Raw genomic sequence first — 25296 nt, 5'->3', positions numbered from 1 at the left:
CGTTAGATGATTATGCGTTGGCGTATGCGCTCGGAGCCCAGCCCTTGATCCAATCGCCTTCGGCGGCGTCGGACAGGCGAACCGGCTTTCCTTCCCGGACCGACCGGTAAATGGCCGTCACGAGTTCGATGGACTGCAAGCCGTCATGAACCGTCACTTCCTTGCCGCCGCGTCCTTCCAGCGCGTCGGCAATGGCTTCGACAAAACCGGCAAAGCCGTTTTCGCCATCCGCTACGGTCGCCAGAACAGAGTCGATCTGATCCTGCGTCGTCGGGGCGCGGGCAATGAAACGCCAGGTGTCTTCCGCCGGACGATACGGCAAGGTGCCGCTTTCCGCCGTGAAGCCCTCAAAGCAGAAACGCAGGCGCGACGTGTCTTCGGCGGCACCAAGCGTCACCGAGCTGGTTGCCAGCGCACCGCTTTTCATGCGGAAGCTGAGTGCTGCACAATCTTCGGTTTCGATCTTGTTGACGCGTGTATCGGCCATGGCGAAAACTTCCTCGACCGGGCCGAGGACGTGGCAGAGAAGATCATGGGCATGGATGGCGTGACCGAGGATTGCACCGCCGCACTCACCCTTCCAGGTGCCGCGCCAGGGGATGTCGTAATAGCTCGCGCCACGGTTCCAATGGACTTCCGAGCTAGCGACAAAGGCCTTGCCGGCAAGACCGGCATCGATCAGCGCGCGCAGCTGCCGCATGGCGTGCCCGAAGCGATACTGGAACACGGGAAACACGCCGCGACCGGTCTTCTTGACGGAATCGATCAGCGCATTGGCTTCTTCCAGAGAGCGGACCAACGGTTTTTCGCAGACCACATCCTTGCCCGCCGCGTGCGCCTTCAGAGTCACCGGAAAATGCAGGTGCGGCGGCAGGCAGACGTCGATCAGCTGGATACTCTCATCGGCCAGAACCTCATCGAGATCGGTGGTGAGATGAATGGAGGTATCATCGCCGGCGACGGAGCGCGCGCGCTCCAGATCGAGATCGCAGATTGCCTTGACGACGAAGCGATTGGGCAATGCCCGATAGCCGCTCAGATGCTGGGCGCCGATGCCGGCGCCGATGATGGCAACACCAATCATTTCGAGGCCCCCTCAGCCTTGGCCTGTGCCTGCAGCGACAGGTCGCAGACCTTGAAGACATGTTCCTGCGTCATCGCCGTTTCCGTGCGGTTGCGGATATCGTCGCAGATACGGGCGAAATAGGGCAGACCAGCGCCGGAGGCATCGATATATTCGCAACGGTCGCCATTCACGAGAACGAGGCGATCCGTGCCTTCGGTGTTGCCGACATCGACATATTTGCGCAGTTCGATGTAGCCCTCGGTGCCGAGAATGGTCAGGCGGCCATCGCCCCAGGTCGGCAGCGCATCCGGCGTGTACCAGTCGACGCGAATATAGCCGTGGCCCTTGTCGCCGCGCAGCACAACTTCGCCGAAATCCTGCAGGCCCGGATCGCCTGGGTTGGCGTAATTGGCGACGGTGGCAGACACGATCTCAACCTCGGTCGAACCCGTGAAGAACATGAACTGGTCGATCTGGTGGCTGGCAATGTCGGTGATGATACCACCGTAGGCTTCGCGCTCGAAGAACCATTTCGGGCGGATCTGGCGGTTCAGGCGGTGCGGGCCGAGGCCGACAGTCTGGATGACACGGCCGATGGCGCCCTGGGCAACGAGTTCAGCGGCCTTGGTCACACTCGGCACTTCGAAGCGCTCGGAGAAATCCACGGTCCAGATGCGCTTGGTCTTTGCCACCGTCTGGCGCAGGCGGTCGAGCTGTTCGAATGTGGTGCAGCCCGGCTTGTCCGACATGACATCCTTGCCGGCTTCCATGGCGGCAATCGCGAGATCGGCGCGCTTGGAGGGAATATCGGCGATAACGACGAGATCGACGGTGCCATCCGCAAGCAGGGCTTCCTTCGAAGCGGCGCGCGGAACATTCGGAAAACGCTTTACGAAACCTTCCACGACATCGGGCTCGCCTTCTGTCCACCAGCCGGCAAATTCGGCGCCGGCATCCAGCAGGTTCTGGGCCATGCCGAAAATGTGCCGGTGCTCAATCCCGAGAGCGACGAACTTGATTGCTTTACTCATCCTGCAGTTCCACTTCCTTGCCGGTGTCGGCCGAGTTGATGATCGCGTCGATCAATCTGTGAGACAAAAGAGCCGCTTCACCGGTGACGACCGGCGGGCGTCCTGAAGAGATGGCGTCTGCGAAATCATCGAAGACGCCCTGATGCCATTCATGCGTAAAAGCCATGGGGTCGGCGCCGCCGCCCGTGCCAGCGGCAGCGCCGCCAAAAGTCTCCTGCCGGCCATCGCGCCAGTCGAGATGCAACAGACCCGAAGCGAGCCGAAGGCTGGCATTGTCGAAATGCAGCAGGATCGATTCCGCAGCGCCGGGGAAACTTGCAGTACTTGCAACGAGCGAGCCGACAGCACCGTTCTTGAACCGCAGCCCGGCAGAAACATAATCTTCGGTTTCCATGCGATGGAACCGCGTCGTCGCAGCCATGGCCTGAACACGGGCCACCGGCCCCGTCAGGCTCAATGCCAGATCGATCGTATGAATTGCCTGGGAGATCAGAACACCGCCGCCATCGCGTGCCAGCGTGCCGCGACCCGGTTCGTCGTAATAGGATTGCGCGCGCCACCACGGCACGGAGATTTCGCAGAGGCCCATCGCTCCGAGCGTGCCGCCATCAACGAGCTCACGGGCTTTTTGCGATGCAGCCCGCATGCGGTGCTGGAAGATGATGCCAAGCGTGACACCCGCGTCACGACACAGGGCGACGAGACCGTCGGCTTCCTGCGTATTTCTGGCGACAGGCTTTTCCATCAGGATGTGCTTGCCGGCTTTCGCGAGCCGCCCAACGATATCGATGCGAGCATTCGGCGGTGTCGCGATGATGGCGAAATCGACATCCGCATCGCGCGCCGCTTCCTCGACCGAGGAGTAAACGACCACTTCATATCCGGTATGTTTCGACGCTTCGGCGGCCAGCGCCTTGGCGCGGCCGGAACCACCATCCACGATGCCCTTAAGGCGAATTTTCTCAGGGCTTGCCGCACAGGCAAGCACATGCGTCTTCGCTACCATTCCGGCACCAACGATGACGCAGGTCTTGATATTTTGCATTTCGGGAGCCTCCTTCCCAATGTGCAATTATTTGCATACCGGTATGCCGGTTGTCAACAGACTTGTGTTCCGGTATACCGGTTACGAGAACGCTGGAGGGTATATGCCGAAAATTCCCGTGACAGGCGGCACCGTGCCGACAATGGAGCGACTGGACCTCAACCGTCCGGTCGTGGACCAGATTTATTCCGCGCTGAAATCCGCCATCCTTTCGCGGGAGCTTTTTCCCGGTCAGGCAGTCTCGGAAAACGAAATCGGACAGTCGTTCAAGTCCAGCCGAACCCCGGTGCGGGAGGCGCTGAGCCGTCTGCGCGACGATGGTTTGATCGTGACGCTGCCAAGCCGCGGCACCTATGTTTCGAGATTATCGGAAAAGAACATCCGCAGCGCGCAATTCATCCGCGAGGCACTTGAGGTGGCGGCAGTGTGCAGGCTGTGCCAGATCGGCCTGACTGCGGAAGCGGAACAGGAGATCGAACACGCCCTGAACGGCCAGCGGGCAGCAATGCGCAATGGAGACAGAAAGGCTTTCCGCGTTCATGACGACCAGTTCCACAGCGCGCTTGCCGCCGCGACGGGGCTTGAAAGACTGGAGTCCCTGTTGATCCGCGAGAAGGCCGGGCTGGATCGACTGCGCGCACTCGCCATAACCGACGAAGCGCACATGGCACGCCTGCTTTCCGAACATGAGGCGGTATATGACGCAATCAGGGCAGGAGACGAAGTCCGCGCGACCGATAACTTGCGCAAACATCTGAGACGTGTCCTCGGCATTCTTTCGCAAGTCTTCGAGAACCACCAGGACTATTTCGAGTAATTCTGCGGCATCTTTTTCAACGGTTCGAACATCATGAATACGGCAAATCCCGGACAAGCGCTTGCCATGTCGCAAACGAAACTTCTGTGCGACACGATGAGTACACTGGCGGAATCTCCTGTCTGGGACGAGCGGCGACAGGTGCTTTTCTGGTGCGATATTCTCGGAAAGACCGTGCGGTGCGCAGGTCTTGAGCACGGCCTCTATCAAGAATGGCCGTTCCCCAGGACGGTTTCAAGTCTCGGCCTTCGCCAGAACGGCGAACTCATCGTCGCTTGTGGCATGGACATCGTCATCCTCGATCCGGACAGCGGCAAAACGCGTCTCCTCCATTCCATTCCGGCACCCGAAGGCATCCCCTGCCGGCTGAATGACGGACGGATCGGCCCCGACGGCGCTTTCTGGGTGGGAACAATGCACAATGTGCCGCTTTCGGACATGGAGCCCCATGGCGAGCTTTGGCGGATCACCGAAAAAAGCGCCGAGCGCATGCAGACCGGGCTGACATGCCCGAACGGCCTCGCTTTTTCTTCCGACGGATCGATCATGTGGCAAAGCGATTCCGTCCAGAAATGGATACGCCGGCGAAAATTCGACCGCCTGAACGGCAGCTTCGATGAGGGCGTACAGGTGGCCCGGATGACCGAAGAAACAGGAAGACCCGATGGCGGCTGTCTCGATAGCAGCGGCAACTATTACAGCGCGGGCGTTTCCGCCGGCGTGGTGAACATTTTCACGCCCGATGGCAAGCTGGCGAACGTGATCGCAGCTCCTGTACCGCACCCCACGATGCCCTGCTTTGGAGGGCCTGATTTCAGCATCCTTTTCCTGACATCGCACCGCCACAACATGTCCGAAGACCGGCTTGAGAAAGCGCCATTTTCGGGCGGCGTCTGGGCCATCCCGACGCAAACGAGGGGGTTCGCCGGCTTCCGCTTTGGCGAAGGTGGATAACGCCCTCAGGTCGGGTTCGAATTCCTAGTCCTCCCGGAAGGCGCGGCTGATCTGGTCCGTCAGCGGTTTGGCGATGTAGGACAGTGCCGTTCTTTCGCTGGTCTGGATAAAGGCCTCGGCGGGCATGCCCGGCACCAGCGGCGCATTGTTCAGCTTCTTCCGCTCGGTAACCGGCACGGAAATCCGTGCCAGATAATAGGAGAGCCCGGTGCGCTGATCTGTCGTGATATCCGCCGCAATGCGGCTGACATGACCTTCCAGCTCCGGCGTGACACGCTGGTTGAAGGCGGTCATGCGCAGCATGGCCTTTTGCCCCACCTGAAGCTGGTCGATATCTTTCGGCAGAATCTGCACCTCGAGCGCAAGGTCATCTCCGTCAGGTACGATCAGCATGATCGGATCGGCCGGCGTTACGACGCCCCCCACCGTATGCACAGCCATTTCATGCACAGTGCCGGATTGCGGCGCGACGATATCAATGCGTTTCAATTGATCTTCGGCGGCAACCTTGCGCTCGACGAATTCGCCCATCTGGGCCTGTATTTCGCGCAGTTCGCTCCCGACCTCGGTCCGCAATTCCTGATCGATCTGAAGGATCTGCAGCTTGGTTTCGGTGATGCGCCCCGCAGTCTGTGCCTGATAGGCGATTTTTTCGCCGCGCTCCCCGCCGAACGTCGCGGCCTGAGTCTGCAGGCTGTTCAGCCGCTGCACGGAGACGACGCCCTGTTCGCGCAGGGATTTCTGCGAGGCAATTTCAGCCTGCAACACCGCAAGCCCGTTATCATAGGCCACTTCCTGCGCCTTCAGACCTTCGATCTCATGTTCGAACTGGGTGATGCGCTCGGACAGCTGCGCTTTCCTGCCCTCGCGATAGGACTTGCGGAATTCGAACAGCTTCGTTTCGCTGCGCATGGCAGAAGCGACATTCGGGTCATCCATGCGCGCCACCAGAGCCTGCGGAAAGACAAGTTCAGGCAAATCGTCCCGCTCGGCTTCCAGTCTCGCCATGCGTGCAGTCAGTTCGTCCAGGCGCTTGGTCACGATGGCGAGATTGGCACGGGTCTGCGTCGCATCAAGACGCATGACCACATCGCCGGCCTTCACCCTCTCGCCCTCATTCACAAGAATTTCACCGACGACACCGCCGCTCGGATGCTGAACCTTTTTCGTGTACGAATCCACCACCAGATGACCGGAGGCAACGACTGCACCGGCAAGACGGGTCGTCGCGGCCCAGCCGCCGACACCGGCCAGAAGCGCAATGCTTGCGGCGAGTCCCGCAAAGAGATGCTTGCGGATGGAGCGGGAAACGCTGCTGCGCTGATCAATCTTTGACATCCGTCTCTCCCTGCCGGCTGTTCTCTTCACGGCCGTCTTCCAGCCCGGCGGGCCGGGCCTGGGTATTGGCCACGACGCGCAGCGGTGAGACCGTTTGCGCGGATGCGGTGAAACCTTTGCCGCCCTGCCCCTGCGGAACACGCAGCACCTTGGACAGCACCTCGTCGCGCGGGCCAAAGGCCTTCATCCTACCCTCTTCCATCATCAGGATGAAATCCACCGCACCGATGGCACTTGGCCGATGGGCGACGACAACGGCAATACCACCGCGCGCCTTGACGGAGGTAATCGACCGGACCACTGCCGCCTCGCCTTCCGCGTCAAGATTGGCGTTGGGTTCATCCAGCACCACGATAAAGGGATTGCCATAAAGAGCGCGGGCCAGACCGATGCGCTGGCGCTGTCCGGCGGAGAGAGCTGAACCCGCCTCGCCTATATCGCTGTCATACCCCTTTTCGAAGCGCAGGATCAGCTCATGTGCGCCGGCAGCCCTAGCTGCAGCGATGACGTCTTCGGGATCTGGGTTATCCGCGAAACGGGCGATATTCTCGCCGATGGTGCCTTCAAAAAGTTCCACACCCTGCGGCAGATAACCGATGTGGCGGCCAAGCGCTTCCCGGTCCCACTGATCGAGGCTTGCGCCATCAAGCCGCACCTTGCCGGCGGCGGGCATCCACGCGCCGGTGAGAATGCGCGATAGCGTCGATTTGCCCGAACCTGACGGACCGATGATGCCGAGCGCGTTTCCGGCTGTCACGACGAAACCGAGCCCCGCAACGATGGGCTTTTTCCCGCCCGGCGGAACGATGGTGACATTCTCGACCCGTAACTCCTTCTCTGGCTTCGGCAGGGCCATGGCAGCGGCATCGGCCGGCATTTGCGAAAAAAGCTCTCTCAGCCGTGCCCAGCTCTGCCGGGCGGCCGCGAAGGACCTCCAGTTGGAAATGGCGAGATCGACAGGCGCCAGTGCCCGGCCCATCATGATCGAACTGGCGATCACCACGCCGCCGGAGGCTTCCTGCTCAATGACGAGCCAAGCGCCGACAGCAAGAATTGCCGATTGTAGAACGACCCGAAGCGATTTTGCGATATTGCCGAGGCCACCTGCCACATCGCCCGCCCTGCGATTGGCAGCGAGGTAGGCCTCGTTGGAATTTTGCCAGCGTTTACCGAGCCGGCCACCAAGCCCCATGGCCTGCACCACCTCTGCGTTGCGGCGGGAGGCCTCCAGCTGCCGGTTGCGGACCATGTTTTCCAGCATGGTGTCGCGGATTGGTTTTTGAGAAAAGATATTGGTGAAAATTGTGAGCGAGACCAGCAGCACAGCGCCGCCGAGCGCCGTTACACCAATCCAGAAATGGAACAGGAAACATATGCCGAGATAAAGCGGCATCCACGGCAGGTCGAAAAAGGCAGTCGGACCCGTGCCGGATAAAAAGCCGCGTACATTGTCGAGATCACGCAGCGGCTGGAGGCCGTCACCCGGCATGCGGTTGACGAGCGGCAGGCGCACCACGGCATCATGCACTCTGCGGGAGTAGCGCAGGTCGAAGTCTTCGCCGATACGGATCAGGACACGGGCACGGATGATATCGAGCAGGCACTGGAAACCATAAAGCCCGAGAGCAAGAAGCGCGAGCCCGACCAGGGTCGGCAGACTGCCGCTTGCCAGTACCCGGTCATAGATCTGCAACATGAAAAGCGGCGACGTCAGCGCCAATATGTTGACAACACCGCTGACGAGCGTGAGGCCGAAAAACGTAGTCTTGAGGGGCGAAACGACCGCCGCAGTGAAGGACTGCGGCGGTGTCTGCTGCTGGTTTTGAAAGCCCACAGCCGGTTTTTCCTTTACGCGGCAAGCGCCGATGCGCTGGCGAAAATGAAGTCCGATGCGTCGAGTACATTGACATCGACGCCGTTCAGCGTGACTGAGACGGACGTGTCTATGGCCGAGAGGATAACGGCATTTCCATTATCATCATACCACAACAAATCGTCCACCGATGTTGCGCCCCAGGCGGATACATCGAGCTTTCCGTACCATCCTCATCATCGAGAATTAGTGCGCCGACGCGGGCCCATGGCCCGAGCTACCTGGGAACCCGGCAATTTTTGCAGCCGGGCTCTTCCATCGTCAGATTGCCCCGTCGACGATGACCATTGGCCTGCCCTGCGAGCAGGGTTCGATACGTGCATCGATGCGATAGATTTCGCGCAGCATGTCGGATGTTATCACCGCTTCCGTGCTGCCGCTCACCACCATTTCGCCCTGTGCGATCACCATCGTCTTCTCGCAATAGCGCAGCGCATGGTTGAGATCATGCAGCGCAATCAGAACGATCATGCCTGTCTTCTGCGCGAGTTCGGTGACGAAGCCCAGAACCTCGATCTGCCGGTGGAGATCGAGTGCGGAAGTCGGCTCGTCCATCAGCAGCACCTCCGGCTTGCGGGCAAGCGCCTGTGCCAGCGAGACCAGCTGGCGCTGGCCGCCTGACAATTCGCCAAGCCCGCGGAAGGCAAGGTCATGGATTTTCAGCGCCTTGAGAATGGCGTCGATCTCGAGCAACTCATGATCCTGAACACGCCAGCCGCCGCCCTGCTTGGCGGAAAGCAGAACGGATTCATAGACCGTCAGCACCGCGTTTGCGCCGGTGTCCTGTGGCATGTAGCAGATGGCGCGGTCTCCACGGGCGGTATCGGAAAGTTCGACCAGCCCGGGACCGGAGATCAGGCTGGCGATGCGCTTGAAAAGCGTCGACTTGCCGGCGGCATTCGGGCCGATCACCGCCGTCACGCTACCGCTTTCGAGCGTATCGATGCCCACCTTGGAGAGAACCGTGGTGCGCCCATAGGCCGCGCCAACATCCTTTAATGCGAGGGCTACCATGCGCGTCTCCTGTTACCGAAAATAAGCGCGAAAAAGAAAGGTACGCCCACCAGCGCCGTGATGACGCCGATCGGCAGAACAGCGCCCGGGATGAGTATCTTGCTGATGACCGAGGTTGCAGACAACAGCAATGCTCCGCAGATCACCGAGCCCGGCAGGAAGAAGCGCTGATCTTCACCCACCAGCATGCGGGCGATGTGCGGCCCCACCAGCCCGACAAAACCGATTGTGCCGACGAAAGAAACCGGAATGGCGGCCAGCAGGCTGACCGTCAGCATCGTCTGCAGCCGCAGACGGCGCACATTGATGCCCATGCTGGCCGCCTTGTCATCGCCAAGCCTGAGCGCCGTCAGCGCCCAGGCATTGCGCATGAACATCGGCACGGTAACGAGAAGAATGGCGGCGGTGACGTAGACCTTGTCCCAGGTCGCCTTCGTCAGGCTGCCCATGGTCCAGAAGACGACGGCGGCAAGAGCCTGTTCGGAAGCGAGGTATTCGAGCAGCGACAGCGCCGCATTGAAGGTGAAGACAAGTGCGATGCCAAGCAGCACGATCGTTTCAACCGTCACACCGCGAAGGGTCGACGCGAAATGGATGAAGAGGGCCGCAACCATTGCCATGATGAAGGCATTGATCGGCACCATGTAGTGCACGGCGCCGGGAAAGATCGCCACTCCTCCGATGAGCGCCAGCGCCGCACCGAAGCTTGCGGCGGCCGAAATGCCGAGCGTGAACGGACTGGCGAGCGGGTTCGACAGGATGGTTTGCATCTGAGCGCCCGCCACCGAAAGCGACGCGCCGACGGTGACCGCCATCAGCGCGATCGGCATGCGGATGTCCCAGATGACCACACGCAGCTGGTTTCCCACCGCAGCCGGATCGGCGATGGTCGCAAGCACTTCGGAGAGGGTGTAGCGAGCCGGACCGAGCGCCATGTCTGCGGCCATGCTGAAACATAGGGCGATGAAAAGCCCGAAGAGGATGACGATCCTGCGCGCGGCAAGGGCGCGATATTGATCGCGCCCGCTGACGGCAACGACGCTTTCATTCAGCGAACTCATTGGTTCAAACCTTTTTCGAGCGAGGCGAAATAGCCGGGCTTGTAGGTGACGGGAAGGAATTTCCGGTGAAACTCCTCGAAATTCTTTTCCGGATCGAGATCGGAGAAGAGGTTCGGGTGAAACCACTTGGCGAATTGCTGGATCGGGAAAAACTCGTAAGGCGCGCCATAGAACTGGTGCCAGACGGCGTGCACATTGCCTTGCTTGACGGCCGTCAGTTCCGGAAACGGCGTGCGCTTCATCAGGTTGGCCAGTCGCTCACGGGAAAGAGCCATATCCGCACCGCGCCCTACGGGAACGAACTGATTGATGTCGGATTCAGCCGCCCAGTTCGAACCTGTGGCAATCACGTGCTCGGGATCGGCAACGACGAGTTGTTCGGGATTGAGGTCGCCAAAGGTCGTCTTGATGATGCCATCGGCAATATTGCGACCACCGGCGAGATCGACCATGGCACCGAAATTGGCCGGGCCAAAAGTGCGGCAGCAGTTGTTTTCACCAGAAATGCCGGGCGAACGCTCAATGAAGACGTTAGGGCGCTTCAAGTCCTTGACGCTGGCGAGCCGGTCGGTCACACGCGCGATTTCGGCACGGCGATAGGCGATGAACTCCTTCGCACGCTCTTCGGCGCCGAAGAGCGTGCCGAGGATTTCGACCGAGGCTTCACTGTTCTTTTCGGGATCGATGCGAAAATCGAGATAGACGACATTGATACCGGCAGCTTCGGCTTTTTCTTCGAAACCGCTTTCCTTGGCTGATTTCTCCGCTTCGAGATTGAGTGTGATGACATCAGGCGAAAGCGTGATGGCCGACTCGAGGCTGAAATCCCCCTGCGGCACGTAACCGAAGCGCGGCAGTTTCTCGATCTCGGGGAAACGCTCGACGTAGGCGGCGTAGCTGTCCGGGTCCTTCTTGAGCAGGTCGTCACGCCAGCCAACAATGGTATCGAACGTCCGGTCGCCCTTCAGCGCCGCGATGACGTGAACCTGACGCGCCTCGCCAACGATGACACGCTTGGCCGGCAGGTCCAGCTCGATCTTGCGTCCGGTGACATCGGTGATCTCCCCCGCATGAGCCGCGACAGTGAGAAGGGAGAAGGCCAGCATCGCAAGATGCCTGAGGGCGTTGAGCCGCATGAGAAGGTCCTCATCAAGTTCAAAACAAAACGATGAAGCCGCGTGGCTGCGGCTTCATCCATCGAGTGGACCGGCGCTCCTCCTTCACCGTCCCTGTCTTATTTCGCGTCCTTCAGCGAAACGAAGTAGCCGGGCTTGTAGTCAAGCGGCAGGAAGCGGGCGTGAAGTTCCTTGAACGTGGCTTCGGGATCGAGATCCTTGAAGAGATCAGGGTGCAGCCACTTGGCGATTTCCTGAATGGCCACGAACTGATAGGGATTGTTATAGAACTGGTGCCAGATGGCGTGGACATTGCCATCCTTCACGGCCTGGACGCCTGTGAAAGCCGGGCGTTTGGTCAGGTTTTCCAGCTTGCGACGGGCCTCCTTCACATCCGCGCCGTAACCGACGCCGACCCAGTTGCCGCCGGGAACATAACCGTTCCAGTTGCCGCCTGTGATGATGATCTGCTCCGGGTTGGAGGCAATGATCTGCTCAGGATTGACGGTGCCGAAGGTGCCCGGAATAATATCCTTGGCCATGTTGATGCCGCCCGCCAGCTCCACCATCTTGCCAAAATTCTCGTTGCCGAAAGACATGCAGCAATCGTCGGAGTAACCGCCGGCACGCTCCATGAACACTACAGGTTTCTTCGGATTTGCCTTTTCAAGCGTGTCCGTTACCTTCGCGATGGATTCCGCCCGGAACGTGATAAAGTCTTCCGCGATTTTTTCCTTGCCGATCAGCTTGCCCATCAGACGCATGCTCGGCTCGGTGTTTTCCATCGGCTTTTCGCGGAAGTCGACATAGACCAGCGGAATGCCGACCTTTGCGAGCTTTTCGATGTAACCTGCCTCTTCGGTCGCCGTCTTCGCGTCGATGTTCATCAGAATGACGTCGGGCTTCAGGGCAACGGCCTGCTCGACATCGAAGGTGCCGTCCTTCATGCCGCCGAAAGTCGGCAGCTTGGCGATATCGGGGTATTTGGCGAGATAGGCGTCGTAGGTTTCCGGATCGGCCTTCGACAGATCGTCACGCCAGCCGACCACGTGCTGGAAAGGGTTTTCCTTGTCGAGCGCCGCCAGGAAGTAAATTTGCCGGCCTTCGCCGAGAATGACGTGCGAAACGGGAACGTTGACTTCGACATCCCGGCCGGTAACGTCCTTGACGGTAACCTTTTCGGCCAATGCCGGCCATGCCGCAGATACGAGAAGGCCAAGGGCAAATGCCGCAGATTTGGCTGAGATGCGCATCGGATATTGCTCTCCAGTGTTGACTGGCGCGGCTGTATTATTTTCTGACTGTACTAGTCAACATTTATGTTTTAGAGCCATTCTTAACTGACCGGCACATGAGCTGAAGACCAATGATCGACACCATAGAATATGGCAAAAACGATAGCCTGAGAGACGAAATCAAAGCCTACTGGTCCGGCCGCGCCGCGACTTTCGACCTGTCCCCCGGCCATGAAATTTTCTCCGAAGAGGAGCGCGAGGCGTGGCACGCGCTGATCTTGAAACATCTTGGTCCGGGTGAGGGGCGCAGCGCGCTCGATCTTGCCAGCGGAACCGGCGTCATCTCTCACCTCATGGACGATCTCGGATTTCAGGTTACCGGCATGGACTGGTCCGAAACGATGCTGGCGCTTGCCCGTGAAAAAGCAAAAAGCCGTGGGCGTAGCATCCGTTTCTTCGTCGGCGATGCCGAAAACACGATGGAGCCGGATGAGAGCGCCGATGTTATCATTACCCGCCATCTGGTCTGGACGCTGGTCGATCCACGGGCAAGTTTCGCGGAGTGGTTCCGAGTGCTGAAACCGGGTGGACGCCTGCTGATTGTGGATGGCGATTTCGTCAATACCAGCTGGCGCGAAAAACTGGTAAAGAAACTTGCGGCAGGTCTCGAAGGCTTGGGGTTGGTCAAACCGGATCAGCCGCACAAGCCAGCGGATCCGGAAAACACCTTCACCAGCATCCTGTCGCGTGTCTATTTTTCAAACGGTGCGAGAGCCGGCGAGGTTGCAGCGCTTCTGCGACAGACGGGTTTCGAACCTGTCGCAATCGATCAGGAACTCCAAGCCATTCACCGCGCCCAGGCGAAAAATTTCAGCCTGCTGAAAGGTATACTCCGGGGGCTGCAGCATCGTTATGCAGTCTGCGCGGTGAAGCCGGACATCACAGGCAAAACCTGAGGCTCCGTCTGTGTCCTCAGGCCTGACCGTGAGATCCAGAGCGTCAAGTCGCTGACCGTAGAAGACTGTCTTCTGATGACCAATGCGCAACGGTGACTGGGGGCGGATCATTCCCGGCCCTGTTGCACGGCCTGACCGGCCCCTTATCTTTCCGCGCGCTCGAAAAGTTCCTCGAAACGCGGTTTTGCCCGCGCTGGCATGTCGACCGTCCGGTAGCTCTGCGGCAGGGTCGCATCGCCGACCTTGATCAGCATGACCATGCCCATGCCATAATGCGGTGAACATTTGATACCGTAGAAACCCGGCTTGTCGAAACCAGTCTCGAATTCATCATTGATCCGGCTTTTGAAACCTTCCACACCTTCAGGAACCATCCCCTCAACGGTCGCGGCATTGTGACTCTTGTGGGTCGGCACGAAGCGTACGCGATCACCGGCGGTGATCTCCAGAAAATCGGGCTCGAACACCATTGGGCCCTTCTTGCCCCTGTTCAGCATTTTCACCTCGAAGGTTTCTGCCGAGGCATGTGCGGATAAACCCGACCCCATGAGCACGGCAACGCCTGCAACTCTTGCAAGCCTCAGCAATTTCATCATGCCATGACCTTTCTTGCATGATCGACCCGTCCGTGGGCCGGCAGAAAACGAATGTGCGAAAAGCCGCTTCCATCAACCGTCACAACGCATTCCACTCCGAAGACGGACGCTATTGTTGCCGGCGTCAGGACTTCGCGCGGCGCGCCGATGGCGATCATCTCACCGCGATGCATAATGGCGATGCGGTCGCAGAACATGGCGGCGTGATTGAGATCATGAAGGGCCGCCACAACGGTCAATCCCTGCCGGCGCACCAGATCGAGCAAGCCGATCTGGTGGCCGATGTCGAGGTGATTGGTCGGCTCGTCCAGCAGCAGAATATTGGGCTCCTGCGCCAATGCGCGGGCGATATGCAGTCGCTGGCGCTCACCACCGGAAAGGTGGTGCCAGCTGCGCTCCGCCTTGTCGGCCATGTCGACATTATCGAGCGCGGCCTCGACGATCGCGTCGTCATGCGCAGACCACGCAGAAAGTGGACCGAGATAGGGCGTGCGCCCCAATTCCACCGCCTGTCGTGCGGTGATGCGCTCGGTGGTTTCGGCCTGCTGCTCCACAAAAGCCAGCCGGCGGGCGAGTTCACGCCGTCCGAGGGAGGCGAGCGGCTCGCCGCCGAGCATAACGTGACCCTGGCGCGGCTTGCGGATGCCGGCCAGCATGGAGAGCAGCGTGCTTTTACCGGACCCATTCGGGCCGATTATGCCGAGAAACTCTCCGGAGCCGACATCGAGCGAGACACCGCGTACGATGTCGATATTGCCTGCGCGGAATTTCAGGTCATGAGCGGATAGCTTCACGAACGTCCCCTCTTCTGTCCGAGGATGAAGGCGAAGGCGGGCGCGCCGACAAGCGCGGTGATGACACCGATGGGCAGCACCTGCCCGGGAATGACAATGCGGGAGAGAATATCGGCGATGATCATGAATACCGCACCGGTCAATGCTGTCACCGGCAGCAGCAGCCCATGGCGGACGCCGACGAAGATGCGTGCCGCGTGGGGAATGACGAGGCCGACAAAGCCGATGGACCCGACCAGCGAGACCATCACCGCCGTCATGATCGCCGAAACCGAGATCAGTACTGCATAGGTCCGCCGCACCGGAATGCCGAGCGAGGCAGCCGCCTGCCCGCCGAAGGCAAAAGCATCAAGCGCCCGGGCGTGCCAGAGGCAAACCGCAAGACCGGCAACACTGACCGGCAGGGCCAGCCACACATCCGGCCACCGCACGCCCGAGAGGTTCCCCAGCAGCCAGAACATTATACCGCGCGCCTGTTCGGCATTGGCGGATTTGGTGACGATGAAGGACGTCATGGCATTGAACAGTTGCGAACCGGCCACCCCGGCCAGGATGATGGCACTGTTGCCGTGCCCTGCACGCACCGCCAGAAGACTGACAAGCGAGAATGCGACGAAGGCACCGATCAGTGCCCCCGCCGGCATTGTCAGAAAGCCCGCCCCAAAGCCGAGAAGGGCGACGCCCACCGCTCCGGTGGAGGCGCCCGCGGAAATACCGAGAATATAGGGGTCGGCAAGCGGGTTGCGCAGCAGCGATTGTAGAACCGCGCCAGCAAGCGCCAGCGAAGCCCCGCAGCAGGCGGCCACGACGGCGCGGCTGAGACGATAGCTCCACACAATTCCCTCATCCAGCGGCTCCAGCGGATAACCGGCGTCAAACACCCGGTTGGCGATGGTTTTCGCCACCACATCCAATGGAATGGCGGTTTCGCCAATGGCCGCCCCGGCCATCAGCGCGCCGAGCAGCAGGGCGAGCGCGACAAAAACCAGCCCTCCTCTGCCGAGATGGATTGAAAACCCGCTCACTTGGCGAGACCGGCAGCCGAAATTGCCTCAGCCAGCGTTTCAATGCCTTCGATCGTCCGGATGGTCGGGTTCATCGCCTGGGCATCCATCTCGAAGACGTGACCTTCCTTGACAGCTGGCATGATGCTGGCCACGGGATCGGTGGCGAGGAATTTCTGCTTGACGGCGATGTCGTCAGCCGGGAAACGGCGGCGGTCCATCTTTCCGGCCACAATCACCGAAGGATTGGCCTTGGCGATGGTTTCCCAACCGACCGTTGGCCATTCTTCGTCGCTCTCGATCACATTCTTCAGGCCGAGCGCCGACATGATGTAGCCGGGCGCGCCGTTGCGGCCCGCCACATAGGGGTCGATATCCAGTTCCGCGCTGGAGAACCAGAACACGGCGGAAAGCTTGCCGTTTGCGGAAGCAATCTTTGCGCGGGCAGCCTCTTCCCGTTTTTTGAGATCATTGACCACTTCTTCGCCGCGATCCTGGACGTTGAAAATCTGCGCGAGGTCGCGGATTTCCTGATAGATCAAATCCATTGTGAAGCCGGTCTTGCGCACGCCGTCGCCGCCCCCGGAATTGTCCTTGCCGACGCAATCTGCCGGCGAGGTGTAAACGGGAATGCCGAGTTCGGCGAATTGCGCAGGCGTACCGACAACGCCCTCGGGGCCGATCTGCCACTGGAACTGCGTTGTGACGAGGTCCGGCCTCTTTCCAACGACGGCCTCGAAGCTTGGATCATTGTCGGCCAGACGCTCCACCCTGGCATTGGCCTCCTCATAGCCCGCAAGGACCGGGCCGATCCACAGGGCCGTGCCAACGACCTTGTCGGCCAGCCCGAGCAGATAAAGAACCTCAGTCGTGCTCTGGCCGACTGAGACGGCGCGGGCGGGCGGCTGCTTGAAGGTGATGTCGTGACCGCAGCTTTTGATTGTCAAAGGATATGCCGTTTCCGCAGCATTGGCGGTGGCGGCGGGCAGAACTGCAAGCGCAGCAGCGAGAAAGCCGGCGCGGACCGGCAGGCGTCCAGAATGAAACATGTGTTCTCCAATCGAATGAAATCGCTTGTTCCAGAGCAGCGGCGTCAGAACGCGCAGCAACCACGGAACGTCTTGTACGGAGAACGGTAACAGGACGCAAACCAAATGTTATGAAATAACATTACAATCTCCTCTTCCGGGCTTCCCCGCCCGTAACGATGGTTTATATTTTGACGGCAGGTCTCCTGACTCGCGGATTTGCGCCTTTCATCTGCCTTCCCGCATTCCGGAGAATGCAGTGGCATGACGCCATCGGCGTCACGAGGATGAGCGGCAATCCGCTTACAGTTGCGGGGGCAGCCACGGCATTGGGCGATAATCATCACCCGCACCGTGTTCCCTATTAATCCCTTCGCCCTTCGGCTGCAGGAACCGTCGCTTTCTCACATAAGGGTCAAGGGGCAGTGCGTCAATCATCAAAGCATGTTTCCAGCGCAGCGGAACGCATCGCGTCGGGCGACGCCCGAAACAGGACCATCACATAATCAGTCGATTGAGGCGGTTCAAAACTGCGCTTCAGCACAGCGATGGACCCGCAAGGGCGAAAATCCTCGCCGGACCCGAACCGGCAGGCTGCGGCGCCTGTTTCGACATGGTGGTAAGAGTTTCGATCACGACCAGGCCGGATTGCGTCAGAAAATCGGTCAATACGCCTTGGTCTTGCACGGCATCCAGACGGACGAGCTGATCGTCCAGATCGGCAAAATGCCACCTCACCAGCGCGACCGCATCTTTCTCCTCAACTGCGACGACCGGACCGACGATGTGACCTCGCCCGGCCGCCCGCCGTAGCGCGAAAGCCACCAGGCGATCGACCTCGAAAAGGCCATAGCCAGTATTGCCGCGCAGAAGAGGTTGCAGCACGCCCCGCCTCGATACGCCCAAAGCCGCCCGGTCAATCGTCATGACCGCCGACAAATGATCTTCCGAGAGGGGCTCGATCCGTTGTTTTCTGCCAAGCCCCGGTGTCTGCACGGGGGAGCGCACCCTGCCCCGAAACAGCTGCACCTTTTCCGCATCTCCTGAAAAGCCGAGCCCTGCAAAAAGACGACGTGACACGCCCGTGGCGTTCAGCCGCAAGACGGTTGCCGGGTATTTTGCCAGAAGCTGCTGCACCAGCCAGGGCGCCACGCCATGCCGCTGCAGACGTGGCGATACAATGACCATGCCGAGCGTCGCGAAACCCTGATCATAGGGAAAGAGCATCGCTGTCGCGACAACACGGTCGATCTCGTCCAGCGCAGCGAGACCGACACCGCATTGCCGCAGGAAACACCATTCATTGGCGTGATAGCGCCATCCGACCGCCATGGAGAGGGCGTGCAGACGATCTGCCTCGACATCGGCAATATCCACGGTCCGCAACTCGAAACTATCGACTTTGAGCAGCTCCATCGCAAACGGCTCTCACTCCCTCCAGCGCGAGGAACCAGCGTTCCCGGCGTCCAAGCCATGACGTCCGAGGATAACGAGCCATGCCAGCACGAATTTTCTGAAAGCACTGGAAGGACACAACAATCTACCGAAATACCTCGCTTTTCAGCAGATAAACGCCTTCGGCCGTTCTAAGCTTTTGCAATGAGCAATGCGGCCATCATAACGGGCCAACGGGGACGACCATGAACGCAATCGAAATCCTTGAGCGTCTCGTCGCCTTTCCGTCCGTGGTGGGAACGGCCAATGGCGACATTGCCGGATGGATTGCCGAATATTTGGGAAGCCATGGCGCAAGAGTATCCGTGATTCCGGGGCCGGAGGGAGACCGCACCAATCTCTTCGCCACCTTCGGACCGGCCGATCGGGCCGGTTACATTCTGTCCGGGCACATGGATGTGGTACCCGCCGGAGAACCGGAATGGTCTTCCGATCCTTTCCGGCTGAGAACGGAAAACGACAAGCTTTACGGACGCGGGACGACCGACATGAAAGGTTTTCTCGCAACCGTCCTCGCCACAGCGCCTGCCTATTCGCGCATGACGCTTGAGCGCCCCGTGCATATCGCCTTTTCCTACGACGAGGAGGCAGGTTGCCGCGGTGTTCCCCATCTCATCGCGCGCCTGCCGGAACTGTGCGCGCCACCGGCGGGCGCCATTATCGGCGAGCCCAGCAATTTGCGTTCCGTGCGCGCCCACAAGGGAAAAGCCGCGGCGCGGGTCAGCATCCGTGGCAGGTCAGGCCATTCTTCACGGCCCGATCAGGGAGTGAACGCCATTCATCTGATGGCAGGCATCATCGCGACGGCGGTGGAGGCGGCAGACGCGTTGACCCGGGGTCCTTTCGAGAAGACATTCGAGCCGCCCTACTCGTCCGTGCAGATCGGTACCGTCAACGGCGGACAGGCGATCAACATCATTCCCGATCATTGCGCCATCGAACTGGAGGCAAGGGCTATTTCAGGTGTCTCGCCAATCGCCTTGCTGGAGCCGGTACGACGTAGCGTGGAGGCACTCACCGCGACAGGTGTCGATATCGAATGGCTGCCGATGAGCGCCTATCCGGCGCTGTCGCTTCCCGCCGAGGCCCCGCTCGCCTCGCTTTTGGAGGAACTGACCGGCACTCCCGGTCTCGCGGCCGTCAGCTATGGCACAGAGGCCGGGCTCTTTCAGGCTGCGGGCATCGACGCCATCATCTGCGGCCCCGGTGATATTGGCCGCGCCCATAAACCGGACGAATTCATAACAGCGGGCGAACTTTCCGCCTGCCAGTCCATGCTGGAAACGCTCGGCCGGCGCTGCACGGCTTGAACACTCGAGACCACGGATCAGATGACATTTCTCTTTAACTCCGACGCCAGACGCGGCGAAATCTTCCGGCAGGCCCTGGCTGACAAATTGCCGGATCTGCCCTTCGCAATGGATCCCTCCAAGGTCGATCCCGATGCGGTCCGTTACCTCATCACCTGGACGGTGCCGGAGGATATAGCGCGTTATCGCAACCTCGAAATCCTTTTTTCGATCGGGGCCGGTGTGGACCAGTTTCACATCGATACGGTCCCGCAGACGGTGAAAGTCGTACGCATGGTGGATGAGGGGATCATCCGCATGATGCAGGAATATATCTGCCTCGGCGTGCTCGCCCTTCACCGCAATCTCCCCGCCTATCTGAAACAGCAGCGGCAGCAGTTGTGGAAGGCGCTGCCGCAACGGCAGGCAGAAGACTGCCGGATTGGCGTTCTTGGCCTCGGCATGCTGGGCGTCGCAGCGCTGGAGCGGTTGAGACCTTTCGGCTTTCCGCTCGCCGGCTGGAGCCGTTCGCCGCGAGAGATCGATGGCGTCACCTGTCACCATGGCGACGACGGGCTGAAAGCCATCCTCTCCACCAGCGACATCCTCATCTGCCTGCTGCCGCTGACGGACGAGACCACCGGGCTTCTCAACGCCGAACGCCTGAGCCTCTTACCCGATGGCGCGGGACTTGTTCACGCCGGACGTGGCAGACAGCTCGATCACGGCGCGCTCCTCGATGCGCTCGATAAAGGCCGGCTCTTGGGTGCAGTGATCGACGTTACGGACCCGGAGCCGTTGCCCGAAGACCATCCTTTCTGGACCCATCCTAAGATTCTCCTGACGCCACATATCGCCAGCGTCACTCAGCCCCATTCCGCGGCACGCACCGTTGTCGAAAACATCAAACGCCACGAGTCCGGTCTTCAACCGCTCGGCCTTGTCGACCGCCGCCGCGGATATTGATCATCAAGCCTGTTTCAGAAAGGAAAATCCATGCCGCTTCTCAAGCCCATCGATACCAACCCCGACTTCGAGCCCAAGGCCTCCAAGGCGCTGCCAGGACGCCTCATTGCAGGCGATCCGTCGTTCAAGACCTGGGCGCTTGACGAAGCTCGCGACGGAACCGTGAAGACAGGCATTTGGGAAGCGACACCGGGTGAAAGCCGTTCCATCAAAGGTGAGACCTTCGAGTTCTGCCATATTCTGGCCGGCGTCATCGAAATCACCCCTGATGGCGGCGAACCGCAGCGTTATACGGCGGGCGACAGTTTCGTGATGAAACCTGGTTTCGTCGGCGTCTGGAAGACCATTGAGACAGTGCGCAAAATCTACGTCACAGTGAACGGATGAGGCGTATCTCGCCGGTTTTCCAGGTTGCCCGCGATAACGGGAACCGGCGAGAGACCACAGGCAGCACGCACCGAAGATTGCGCTGTCTGGCAACGGTAAAACGGGATTTTCGTTCACTGCCACGGCTGCAGTCGGTCGATTTCGCTTGCCGACAGGAATTAGCTTTGAGGGCATATCCAAAGGGGATTTCCCATGACACTCAGCTTCGATCCAGACAGCCTGTCCCTGCCGATCGGCCACTTCATCGGCAACCGGCTCGTCACCGCTAAAAACGGTATCGACATGCACCGCCCATCGGACGGGGCCCCATATGCCGGGTGCCCGAAGGCGGATGCAGACCTGGTGGATGAAGCGGTGCAAACGGCCAAGGCCGCACTGAAAAGTAGCAATTGGGGCGGCGTGCGCCCGCGCGAGCGCACCCGGGTCCTGCAACGCTGGGCTGACCTGATAGAGCAGGAGGCCGAGACGCTGGCAAAGATCGAGGCGCTGTCCTCGACCCGGCCGGTGGGCCAACTGATCGCCGGCGATATCGCCGTTACCGCCGAGCAAATCCGCTTCTTCGCCGAATTCGCCGACAAGGAAGGCGGCGATCTGGTGCCGACCGACGACACGAGCCTCGGCATGATCATGACGGAGCCCTATGGCGTGGTGGGTGCGATTACACCGTGGAATTTTCCGGTCTCCATGGCTGGCTGGAAGCTCGGCCCGGCGCTCGCGGCAGGCAATGCCGTGGTGCTGAAACCTTCGGAGATGACGCCCTTCTCCAGTATTTTCATGGCGCAGCTGGCGATCAAGGCCGGGTTACCCGCCGGCCTCATCAACATCGTGCTGGGCGACGGTCCCGTCACGGGCAACGCCATCACCGGCCATCCCGAGATTTCCAAGGTGAGCTTCACCGGCTCCACCGCCGCGGGAGCCGCCATCATGGCCAATATCGCCCGTACAGGGATCAAGCCCATGACGCTGGAACTTGGTGGCAAGAGCCCACAGATTGTCTTCGCCGATGCGGATATCGAAAAGGCGGCGACGGCCATCGCCGGCAATATTCTCTCCAATGCCGGGCAGGCCTGTGTGGCCGGCTCACGCATCCTCGTGGAGGACAGTGCGGCAGATGCCCTCTCCGCCGCGATCATCGCCCGCATGAAGACGGTGAAGCCCGGGCCCACCTGGGACGAGGCAACGCAATATTCGCCTATTATCTCCGAGGTTCAGCGCAAGCGCATCGACGGTATCGTGCAGGCGGCGGTCTCCCATGGCGGCGAATGCCTTACCGGCGGCGCGATTATGGATGGCCCCGGCTATTTCTACCAGCCGACACTGATCGCCAATGTCGACCAGACCTCCCCCGCCGTGACCGAGGAAATCTTCGGGCCGGTACTGACGCTGCAGACCTTCCGCACGGAAGAAGAGGCTCTTTCGCTTTCCGATCATCCGACCTACGGTCTGGCGGCGGGTCTTTTCAGCCGTGACGTCTCACGCGTCATGCGCCTGTCCCGCGCCATCCAGGCGGGTACGATCTGGGTCAACCGTTACGGCCGCTCGCGCGACCACATTCTGCCTACCGGCGGCTACAAACGTTCCGGCATCGGCAAGGATCTCGGACGGGAAGCCTATCTCGCCAACCGCAAGAGCAAGAGCGTTCTGATTGGACTGTGACAGGGGAAATTTCTTGAAAACGCATCGCATCGCACTCATTCCCGGCGACGGCATCGGCAAGAGCGTCACTGATGCCGCATGGCAGGTCCTCAACGCCGCCGCCAGAACCTCCGGTTTTGCGCTTGAAGGAACGGAGTTCCCCTGGTCCTGCGCCTTCTATCAGGAAACCGGCGCGATGATGCCCAAGGACGGTATTGAGACGCTGCGCGGTTTTGACGCCATACTCCTCGGGGCCGTAGGCTGGCCGGCCGAAGTTCCGGATTCGGCATCTCTCCACGGCCTGCTGCTGCCGATCCGCAAGGCCTTCGTGCAATATGCCAATATCCGACCGCACCGATTGCTTCCCGGTGTCGAAGGACCGTTGAAAGCCGACGGATTCGATATCCTCTGCATTCGCGAAAATACCGAGGGCGAATATTCCGGCGCCGGTGGCCGGGTGCATCAGGGCACGGACGACGAGGTGGCCGTGGAAACCTCGATCTTCACACGGACGGGCGTGGAGCGCATCCTGCGTTTCGGCTTCGAACAGGCGCAGAAACGTCGCGGCAAGCTGGCCTCCATCACCAAGTCCAATGCCCAGAAATATTCGATGGTGTTCTGGGATGAGGTAACGCACAGGCTTGCCGCCGAATATCCCGGTGTCGAGGTTTCCAGCTACCACATCGACGCCATGGCGGCGCGCATGGTGATGGCGCCGGAAAGCCTCGATGTCGTCGTCGCCTCCAACCTCTTCGGCGATATTCTGACCGATCTGGGCGCGGCCATTCAGGGTGGTCTCGGATTTGCCGCCTCCGCCAATATCAATCCCGACCGCAGCGCGCCCTCCATGTTCGAGCCGGTGCACGGTTCAGCGCCTGACATCGCCCATCTCGGCATCGCGAACCCAATCGCCGCCATCTGGTCGGGAGCGATGATGCTCGAGCATCTCGGGGAAAAGGATGCCGCGGCTCGGATTATGGCCGCACTGGAAACGACGACCGGCCGGGGTATTGGCACGGTGCCGGGCAGGGATAAGACGGACGCCATAACGGCTGCTGTTCTCGCAGCGCTCGACTGATTTCGGAGACAGATGATGCAAGGTTTGAAGGACAGGAATCTCTTTCGCCAGACCGGCCTGATCGGCGGCGCATGGAAGGCGGCGGCATCGGGCAAGGCGGTCGACGTGATCGACCCGGCAACGCAAGCAGTCATCGGCAGCGTACCGGATATGGGCGGAGGGGAAACCCGGGCGGCGGTCGAGGCCGCCGATGCGGCCTTCGGCCCCTGGAGAAAAAAGACCCATGCCGAGCGGGCGGCCCTTCTCGAAAAATGGTTCGCCCTGATGATCGAGCATATCGACGATCTCGCGCTGATCCTGACCACGGAACAGGGCAAGCCCCTTGAGGAGGCGAAGGGAGAAATCCGCTATGGCGCATCCTTCGTCAAATGGTTCGCGGAAGAAGCTCGCCGTATTGGCGGCAGCACCATCCCTTCACCGACACCGGACCGGCGTATCGTGGTGCTGAAAGAACCGGTCGGCGTCTGCGGCATCGTCACCCCGTGGAACTTCCCGAACGCGATGATCACACGCAAGGTTGCACCCGCGCTTGCCGCCGGCTGCACCGTCGTCATCAAGCCTTCCGAATTCACGCCCTATTCGGCACTGGCGCTCGGTGTTCTCGCCGAACGGGCAGGTATTCCCGCTGGTGTCATCAACATCGTGACGGGCATGCCGACCGATATCGGCAACGAAATCATGGCGAATGAGACGGTGCGGAAAATTTCCTTCACGGGCTCGACCCGCGTTGGCTCACTCCTGATGCGAGGCGCTGCCGACAGTGTAAAGCGCCTCTCGCTGGAACTGGGCGGCAACGCGCCCTTCATCGTTTTCGACGATGCCGATCTCGATCTGGCCGTGGAAGGCGCGCTCGTTTCGAAGTTCCGCAATGGCGGGCAGACCTGCGTCTGCGCCAACCGCATTCTCGTTCAGGCAGGCGTTTATGACGCCTTTGCAAAAAAACTGGCGGATCGCGTTGATGCCATGCGCGTTGGTCCCGGAACGGAGGCCGGTGTGTCCATCGGCCCGATGATCAATGCGCCGGCCATCGCGAAGATCCGCGCCCATGTGGAAGATGCCGTGGCCAAAGGCGCGAAGATCATCACCAGACCCCGCCCTCTACCGGAAGGTCCGCAATACACCGCCCCCATTGTGCTGACCGGCGCAACGACCGGCATGCGTCTGGCAAGCGAAGAGACCTTCGGCCCGGTCGCTCCCCTCTTCCGTTTTGAGACGGAAGAAGAGGCGATCGCCATCGCCAACGGCACCCCGTTTGGGCTTGCGGCCTACTTCTACACTGAAAGCCTCAGACGCGCCTGGCGCGTGGGTGAAGCGCTGGAATTCGGAATGGTGGGCCTCAACACCGGCGCGATTTCCACCGAGGTCGCGCCTTTTGGCGGCGTCAAGCAATCCGGCCTTGGCCGCGAAGGCGCGCAGGTCGGCATCGAAGAATATCTGGAAATAAAGACGTTTCATATCGGCGGACTTGCCTGATACTTCTTTCCCATCCCCGACTAAAGGGTCGCCCAGCGACCCTTCTTTTTTTGCAGATCGACAAAAAACGAGATGCCTGTGCGGAA

The 25296-nt window shown here is 60.4% G+C and carries 23 protein-coding genes, 1 pseudogene and 1 riboswitch; of the genes and pseudogenes, 9 read left to right on the top strand and 15 right to left on the bottom strand.

The window, feature by feature from the left end; all coding sequences use genetic code 11:
- Positions 1–10: 10 nt before the first annotated feature.
- From HQN82_RS20785 to HQN82_RS20775, 3 genes are read right to left on the bottom strand one after another with little or no spacing between them, the layout of a single operon-like run.
- Positions 11–1084 (bottom strand): Gfo/Idh/MocA family protein, encoded by a 1074-nt coding sequence (locus HQN82_RS20785; RefSeq protein ID WP_173615795.1) that lies wholly within the window; start codon positions 1082–1084, stop codon positions 11–13.
- Positions 1081–2097, bottom strand: coding sequence for a Gfo/Idh/MocA family protein (locus tag HQN82_RS20780; protein WP_173615794.1), 1017 nt, complete (start codon positions 2095–2097; stop codon positions 1081–1083). Before HQN82_RS20780 ends, HQN82_RS20785 begins: the two co-directional genes overlap by 4 nt.
- Positions 2090–3142 (bottom strand): Gfo/Idh/MocA family protein, encoded by a 1053-nt coding sequence (locus HQN82_RS20775; protein WP_173615793.1) that lies wholly within the window; start codon positions 3140–3142, stop codon positions 2090–2092. The genes HQN82_RS20780 and HQN82_RS20775 overlap by 8 nt, the downstream gene beginning before the upstream one ends.
- Positions 3143–3245: 103 nt before the next feature.
- Here HQN82_RS20775 and HQN82_RS20770 point away from each other — a divergent pair, with 103 nt between their 5' ends.
- Both HQN82_RS20770 and HQN82_RS20765 read left to right on the top strand, forming a co-directional pair.
- Positions 3246–3959: a GntR family transcriptional regulator gene (locus tag HQN82_RS20770; RefSeq protein ID WP_173615792.1), complete on the top strand. Its 714-nt coding sequence runs from the start codon at positions 3246–3248 to the stop codon at positions 3957–3959.
- Between the two features lie 33 nt (positions 3960–3992).
- Positions 3993–4913 carry an SMP-30/gluconolactonase/LRE family protein gene (locus HQN82_RS20765; protein ID WP_173615791.1) on the top strand — a complete coding sequence of 307 codons (921 nt, stop codon included), beginning with the start codon at positions 3993–3995 and terminating at the stop codon, positions 4911–4913.
- A gap of 24 nt (positions 4914–4937) precedes the next feature.
- Here HQN82_RS20765 and HQN82_RS20760 read toward each other — a convergent pair whose 3' ends face one another.
- The 7 genes and pseudogenes from HQN82_RS20760 to HQN82_RS20730 all read right to left on the bottom strand — a co-directional run bounded on the left by HQN82_RS20760 (position 4938) and on the right by HQN82_RS20730 (position 12567).
- Positions 4938–6251 carry an HlyD family type I secretion periplasmic adaptor subunit gene (locus HQN82_RS20760; RefSeq protein ID WP_173615790.1) on the bottom strand — a complete coding sequence of 438 codons (1314 nt, stop codon included), beginning with the start codon at positions 6249–6251 and terminating at the stop codon, positions 4938–4940.
- Positions 6238–8085: a type I secretion system permease/ATPase gene (locus HQN82_RS20755; protein ID WP_173615789.1), complete on the bottom strand. Its 1848-nt coding sequence runs from the start codon at positions 8083–8085 to the stop codon at positions 6238–6240. Before HQN82_RS20755 ends, HQN82_RS20760 begins: the two co-directional genes overlap by 14 nt.
- 14 nt (positions 8086–8099) lie before the next feature.
- Positions 8100–8282, bottom strand: a pseudogene (locus HQN82_RS20750) (hypothetical protein); the annotation flags it as partial.
- A gap of 103 nt (positions 8283–8385) precedes the next feature.
- Positions 8386–9138, bottom strand: coding sequence for an ABC transporter ATP-binding protein (locus tag HQN82_RS20745; RefSeq protein WP_173615788.1), 753 nt, complete (start codon positions 9136–9138; stop codon positions 8386–8388).
- Positions 9132–10199 (bottom strand): FecCD family ABC transporter permease, encoded by a 1068-nt coding sequence (locus tag HQN82_RS20740; protein WP_173615787.1) that lies wholly within the window; start codon positions 10197–10199, stop codon positions 9132–9134. Before HQN82_RS20740 ends, HQN82_RS20745 begins: the two co-directional genes overlap by 7 nt.
- Entirely contained in the window at positions 10196–11335 is a 1140-nt protein-coding gene (locus HQN82_RS20735; RefSeq protein ID WP_173615786.1) for an ABC transporter substrate-binding protein, read from the bottom strand. Before HQN82_RS20735 ends, HQN82_RS20740 begins: the two co-directional genes overlap by 4 nt.
- Positions 11336–11433: 98 nt before the next feature.
- Complete coding sequence (locus tag HQN82_RS20730) at positions 11434–12567, bottom strand: ABC transporter substrate-binding protein (protein ID WP_004438321.1); 1134 nt, start codon at positions 12565–12567, stop codon at positions 11434–11436.
- A gap of 113 nt (positions 12568–12680) precedes the next feature.
- Here HQN82_RS20730 and HQN82_RS20725 point away from each other — a divergent pair, with 113 nt between their 5' ends.
- Positions 12681–13505, top strand: a complete 825-nt coding sequence (locus HQN82_RS20725) for a class I SAM-dependent methyltransferase (RefSeq protein WP_173615785.1) — start codon at positions 12681–12683, stop codon at positions 13503–13505.
- Positions 13506–13648: 143 nt separating this feature from the next.
- Here HQN82_RS20725 and HQN82_RS20720 read toward each other — a convergent pair whose 3' ends face one another.
- The 5 genes from HQN82_RS20720 to HQN82_RS20700 all read right to left on the bottom strand — a co-directional run bounded on the left by HQN82_RS20720 (position 13649) and on the right by HQN82_RS20700 (position 18343).
- Entirely contained in the window at positions 13649–14101 is a 453-nt protein-coding gene (locus HQN82_RS20720) for a pseudoazurin (protein WP_173615784.1), read from the bottom strand.
- Entirely contained in the window at positions 14098–14895 is a 798-nt protein-coding gene (locus HQN82_RS20715) for an ABC transporter ATP-binding protein (protein ID WP_173615783.1), read from the bottom strand. The genes HQN82_RS20720 and HQN82_RS20715 overlap by 4 nt, the downstream gene beginning before the upstream one ends.
- A complete protein-coding gene (locus HQN82_RS20710) occupies positions 14892–15920 on the bottom strand; it encodes a FecCD family ABC transporter permease (protein WP_173615782.1) in 1029 nt (342 codons plus the stop codon). Before HQN82_RS20710 ends, HQN82_RS20715 begins: the two co-directional genes overlap by 4 nt.
- A complete protein-coding gene (locus tag HQN82_RS20705) occupies positions 15917–16948 on the bottom strand; it encodes an ABC transporter substrate-binding protein (protein WP_173615781.1) in 1032 nt (343 codons plus the stop codon). Before HQN82_RS20705 ends, HQN82_RS20710 begins: the two co-directional genes overlap by 4 nt.
- A 158-nt stretch (positions 16949–17106) precedes the next feature.
- Positions 17107–17340, bottom strand: a riboswitch (cobalamin riboswitch).
- Between the two features lie 124 nt (positions 17341–17464).
- Positions 17465–18343, bottom strand: coding sequence for a GNAT family N-acetyltransferase (locus tag HQN82_RS20700; protein ID WP_173615780.1), 879 nt, complete (start codon positions 18341–18343; stop codon positions 17465–17467).
- A gap of 224 nt (positions 18344–18567) precedes the next feature.
- Between HQN82_RS20700 and argE the strand changes: the two genes are divergently transcribed.
- The 6 genes from argE to HQN82_RS20670 all read left to right on the top strand — a co-directional run bounded on the left by argE (position 18568) and on the right by HQN82_RS20670 (position 25210).
- Positions 18568–19692, top strand: coding sequence for an acetylornithine deacetylase (argE, locus tag HQN82_RS20695; RefSeq protein ID WP_173615779.1), 1125 nt, complete (start codon positions 18568–18570; stop codon positions 19690–19692).
- Positions 19693–19713: 21 nt separating this feature from the next.
- Complete coding sequence (locus HQN82_RS20690; protein WP_173615778.1) at positions 19714–20637, top strand: 2-hydroxyacid dehydrogenase; 924 nt, start codon at positions 19714–19716, stop codon at positions 20635–20637.
- A gap of 30 nt (positions 20638–20667) precedes the next feature.
- Positions 20668–21024 (top strand): cupin domain-containing protein, encoded by a 357-nt coding sequence (locus HQN82_RS20685; RefSeq protein ID WP_173615777.1) that lies wholly within the window; start codon positions 20668–20670, stop codon positions 21022–21024.
- Positions 21025–21216: 192 nt separating this feature from the next.
- Entirely contained in the window at positions 21217–22680 is a 1464-nt protein-coding gene (locus tag HQN82_RS20680; protein WP_173615776.1) for an aldehyde dehydrogenase family protein, read from the top strand.
- Between the two features lie 13 nt (positions 22681–22693).
- A complete protein-coding gene (locus HQN82_RS20675) occupies positions 22694–23737 on the top strand; it encodes a tartrate dehydrogenase (RefSeq protein WP_173615775.1) in 1044 nt (347 codons plus the stop codon).
- A 15-nt stretch (positions 23738–23752) separates the two neighbouring features.
- Positions 23753–25210: an NAD-dependent succinate-semialdehyde dehydrogenase gene (locus HQN82_RS20670; RefSeq protein WP_173615774.1), complete on the top strand. Its 1458-nt coding sequence runs from the start codon at positions 23753–23755 to the stop codon at positions 25208–25210.
- Positions 25211–25296: the final 86 nt, after the last annotated feature.

This window comes from Agrobacterium pusense (assembly GCF_013285525.1).
Lineage (GTDB): Bacteria > Pseudomonadota > Alphaproteobacteria > Rhizobiales > Rhizobiaceae > Agrobacterium > Agrobacterium pusense.
Note: the sequence above shows the minus strand (reverse complement) of the source record. Positions and strands in the feature narration are given on the sequence as shown.

Coding starts and splice junctions, on each gene's coding strand:
- HQN82_RS20780 (WP_173615794.1), bottom strand. CDS start 2,097: ATGAGTAAAGCAATCAAGTTCGTCGCTCTCGGGATTGAGCACCGGCAC.
- HQN82_RS20670 (WP_173615774.1), top strand. CDS start 23,753: ATGCAAGGTTTGAAGGACAGGAATCTCTTTCGCCAGACCGGCCTGATC.
- HQN82_RS20685 (WP_173615777.1), top strand. CDS start 20,668: ATGCCGCTTCTCAAGCCCATCGATACCAACCCCGACTTCGAGCCCAAG.
- HQN82_RS20740 (WP_173615787.1), bottom strand. CDS start 10,199: ATGAGTTCGCTGAATGAAAGCGTCGTTGCCGTCAGCGGGCGCGATCAA.
- HQN82_RS20730 (WP_004438321.1), bottom strand. CDS start 12,567: ATGCGCATCTCAGCCAAATCTGCGGCATTTGCCCTTGGCCTTCTCGTA.
- HQN82_RS20775 (WP_173615793.1), bottom strand. CDS start 3,142: ATGCAAAATATCAAGACCTGCGTCATCGTTGGTGCCGGAATGGTAGCG.
- HQN82_RS20720 (WP_173615784.1), bottom strand. CDS start 14,101: ATGATGAAATTGCTGAGGCTTGCAAGAGTTGCAGGCGTTGCCGTGCTC.
- HQN82_RS20765 (WP_173615791.1), top strand. CDS start 3,993: ATGAATACGGCAAATCCCGGACAAGCGCTTGCCATGTCGCAAACGAAA.
- HQN82_RS20705 (WP_173615781.1), bottom strand. CDS start 16,948: ATGTTTCATTCTGGACGCCTGCCGGTCCGCGCCGGCTTTCTCGCTGCT.
- HQN82_RS20760 (WP_173615790.1), bottom strand. CDS start 6,251: ATGTCAAAGATTGATCAGCGCAGCAGCGTTTCCCGCTCCATCCGCAAG.
- HQN82_RS20700 (WP_173615780.1), bottom strand. CDS start 18,343: ATGGAGCTGCTCAAAGTCGATAGTTTCGAGTTGCGGACCGTGGATATT.
- HQN82_RS20785 (WP_173615795.1), bottom strand. CDS start 1,084: ATGATTGGTGTTGCCATCATCGGCGCCGGCATCGGCGCCCAGCATCTG.
- HQN82_RS20680 (WP_173615776.1), top strand. CDS start 21,217: ATGACACTCAGCTTCGATCCAGACAGCCTGTCCCTGCCGATCGGCCAC.
- HQN82_RS20725 (WP_173615785.1), top strand. CDS start 12,681: ATGATCGACACCATAGAATATGGCAAAAACGATAGCCTGAGAGACGAA.
- HQN82_RS20770 (WP_173615792.1), top strand. CDS start 3,246: ATGCCGAAAATTCCCGTGACAGGCGGCACCGTGCCGACAATGGAGCGA.
- HQN82_RS20690 (WP_173615778.1), top strand. CDS start 19,714: ATGACATTTCTCTTTAACTCCGACGCCAGACGCGGCGAAATCTTCCGG.
- argE (WP_173615779.1), top strand. CDS start 18,568: ATGAACGCAATCGAAATCCTTGAGCGTCTCGTCGCCTTTCCGTCCGTG.
- HQN82_RS20735 (WP_173615786.1), bottom strand. CDS start 11,335: ATGCGGCTCAACGCCCTCAGGCATCTTGCGATGCTGGCCTTCTCCCTT.
- HQN82_RS20745 (WP_173615788.1), bottom strand. CDS start 9,138: ATGGTAGCCCTCGCATTAAAGGATGTTGGCGCGGCCTATGGGCGCACC.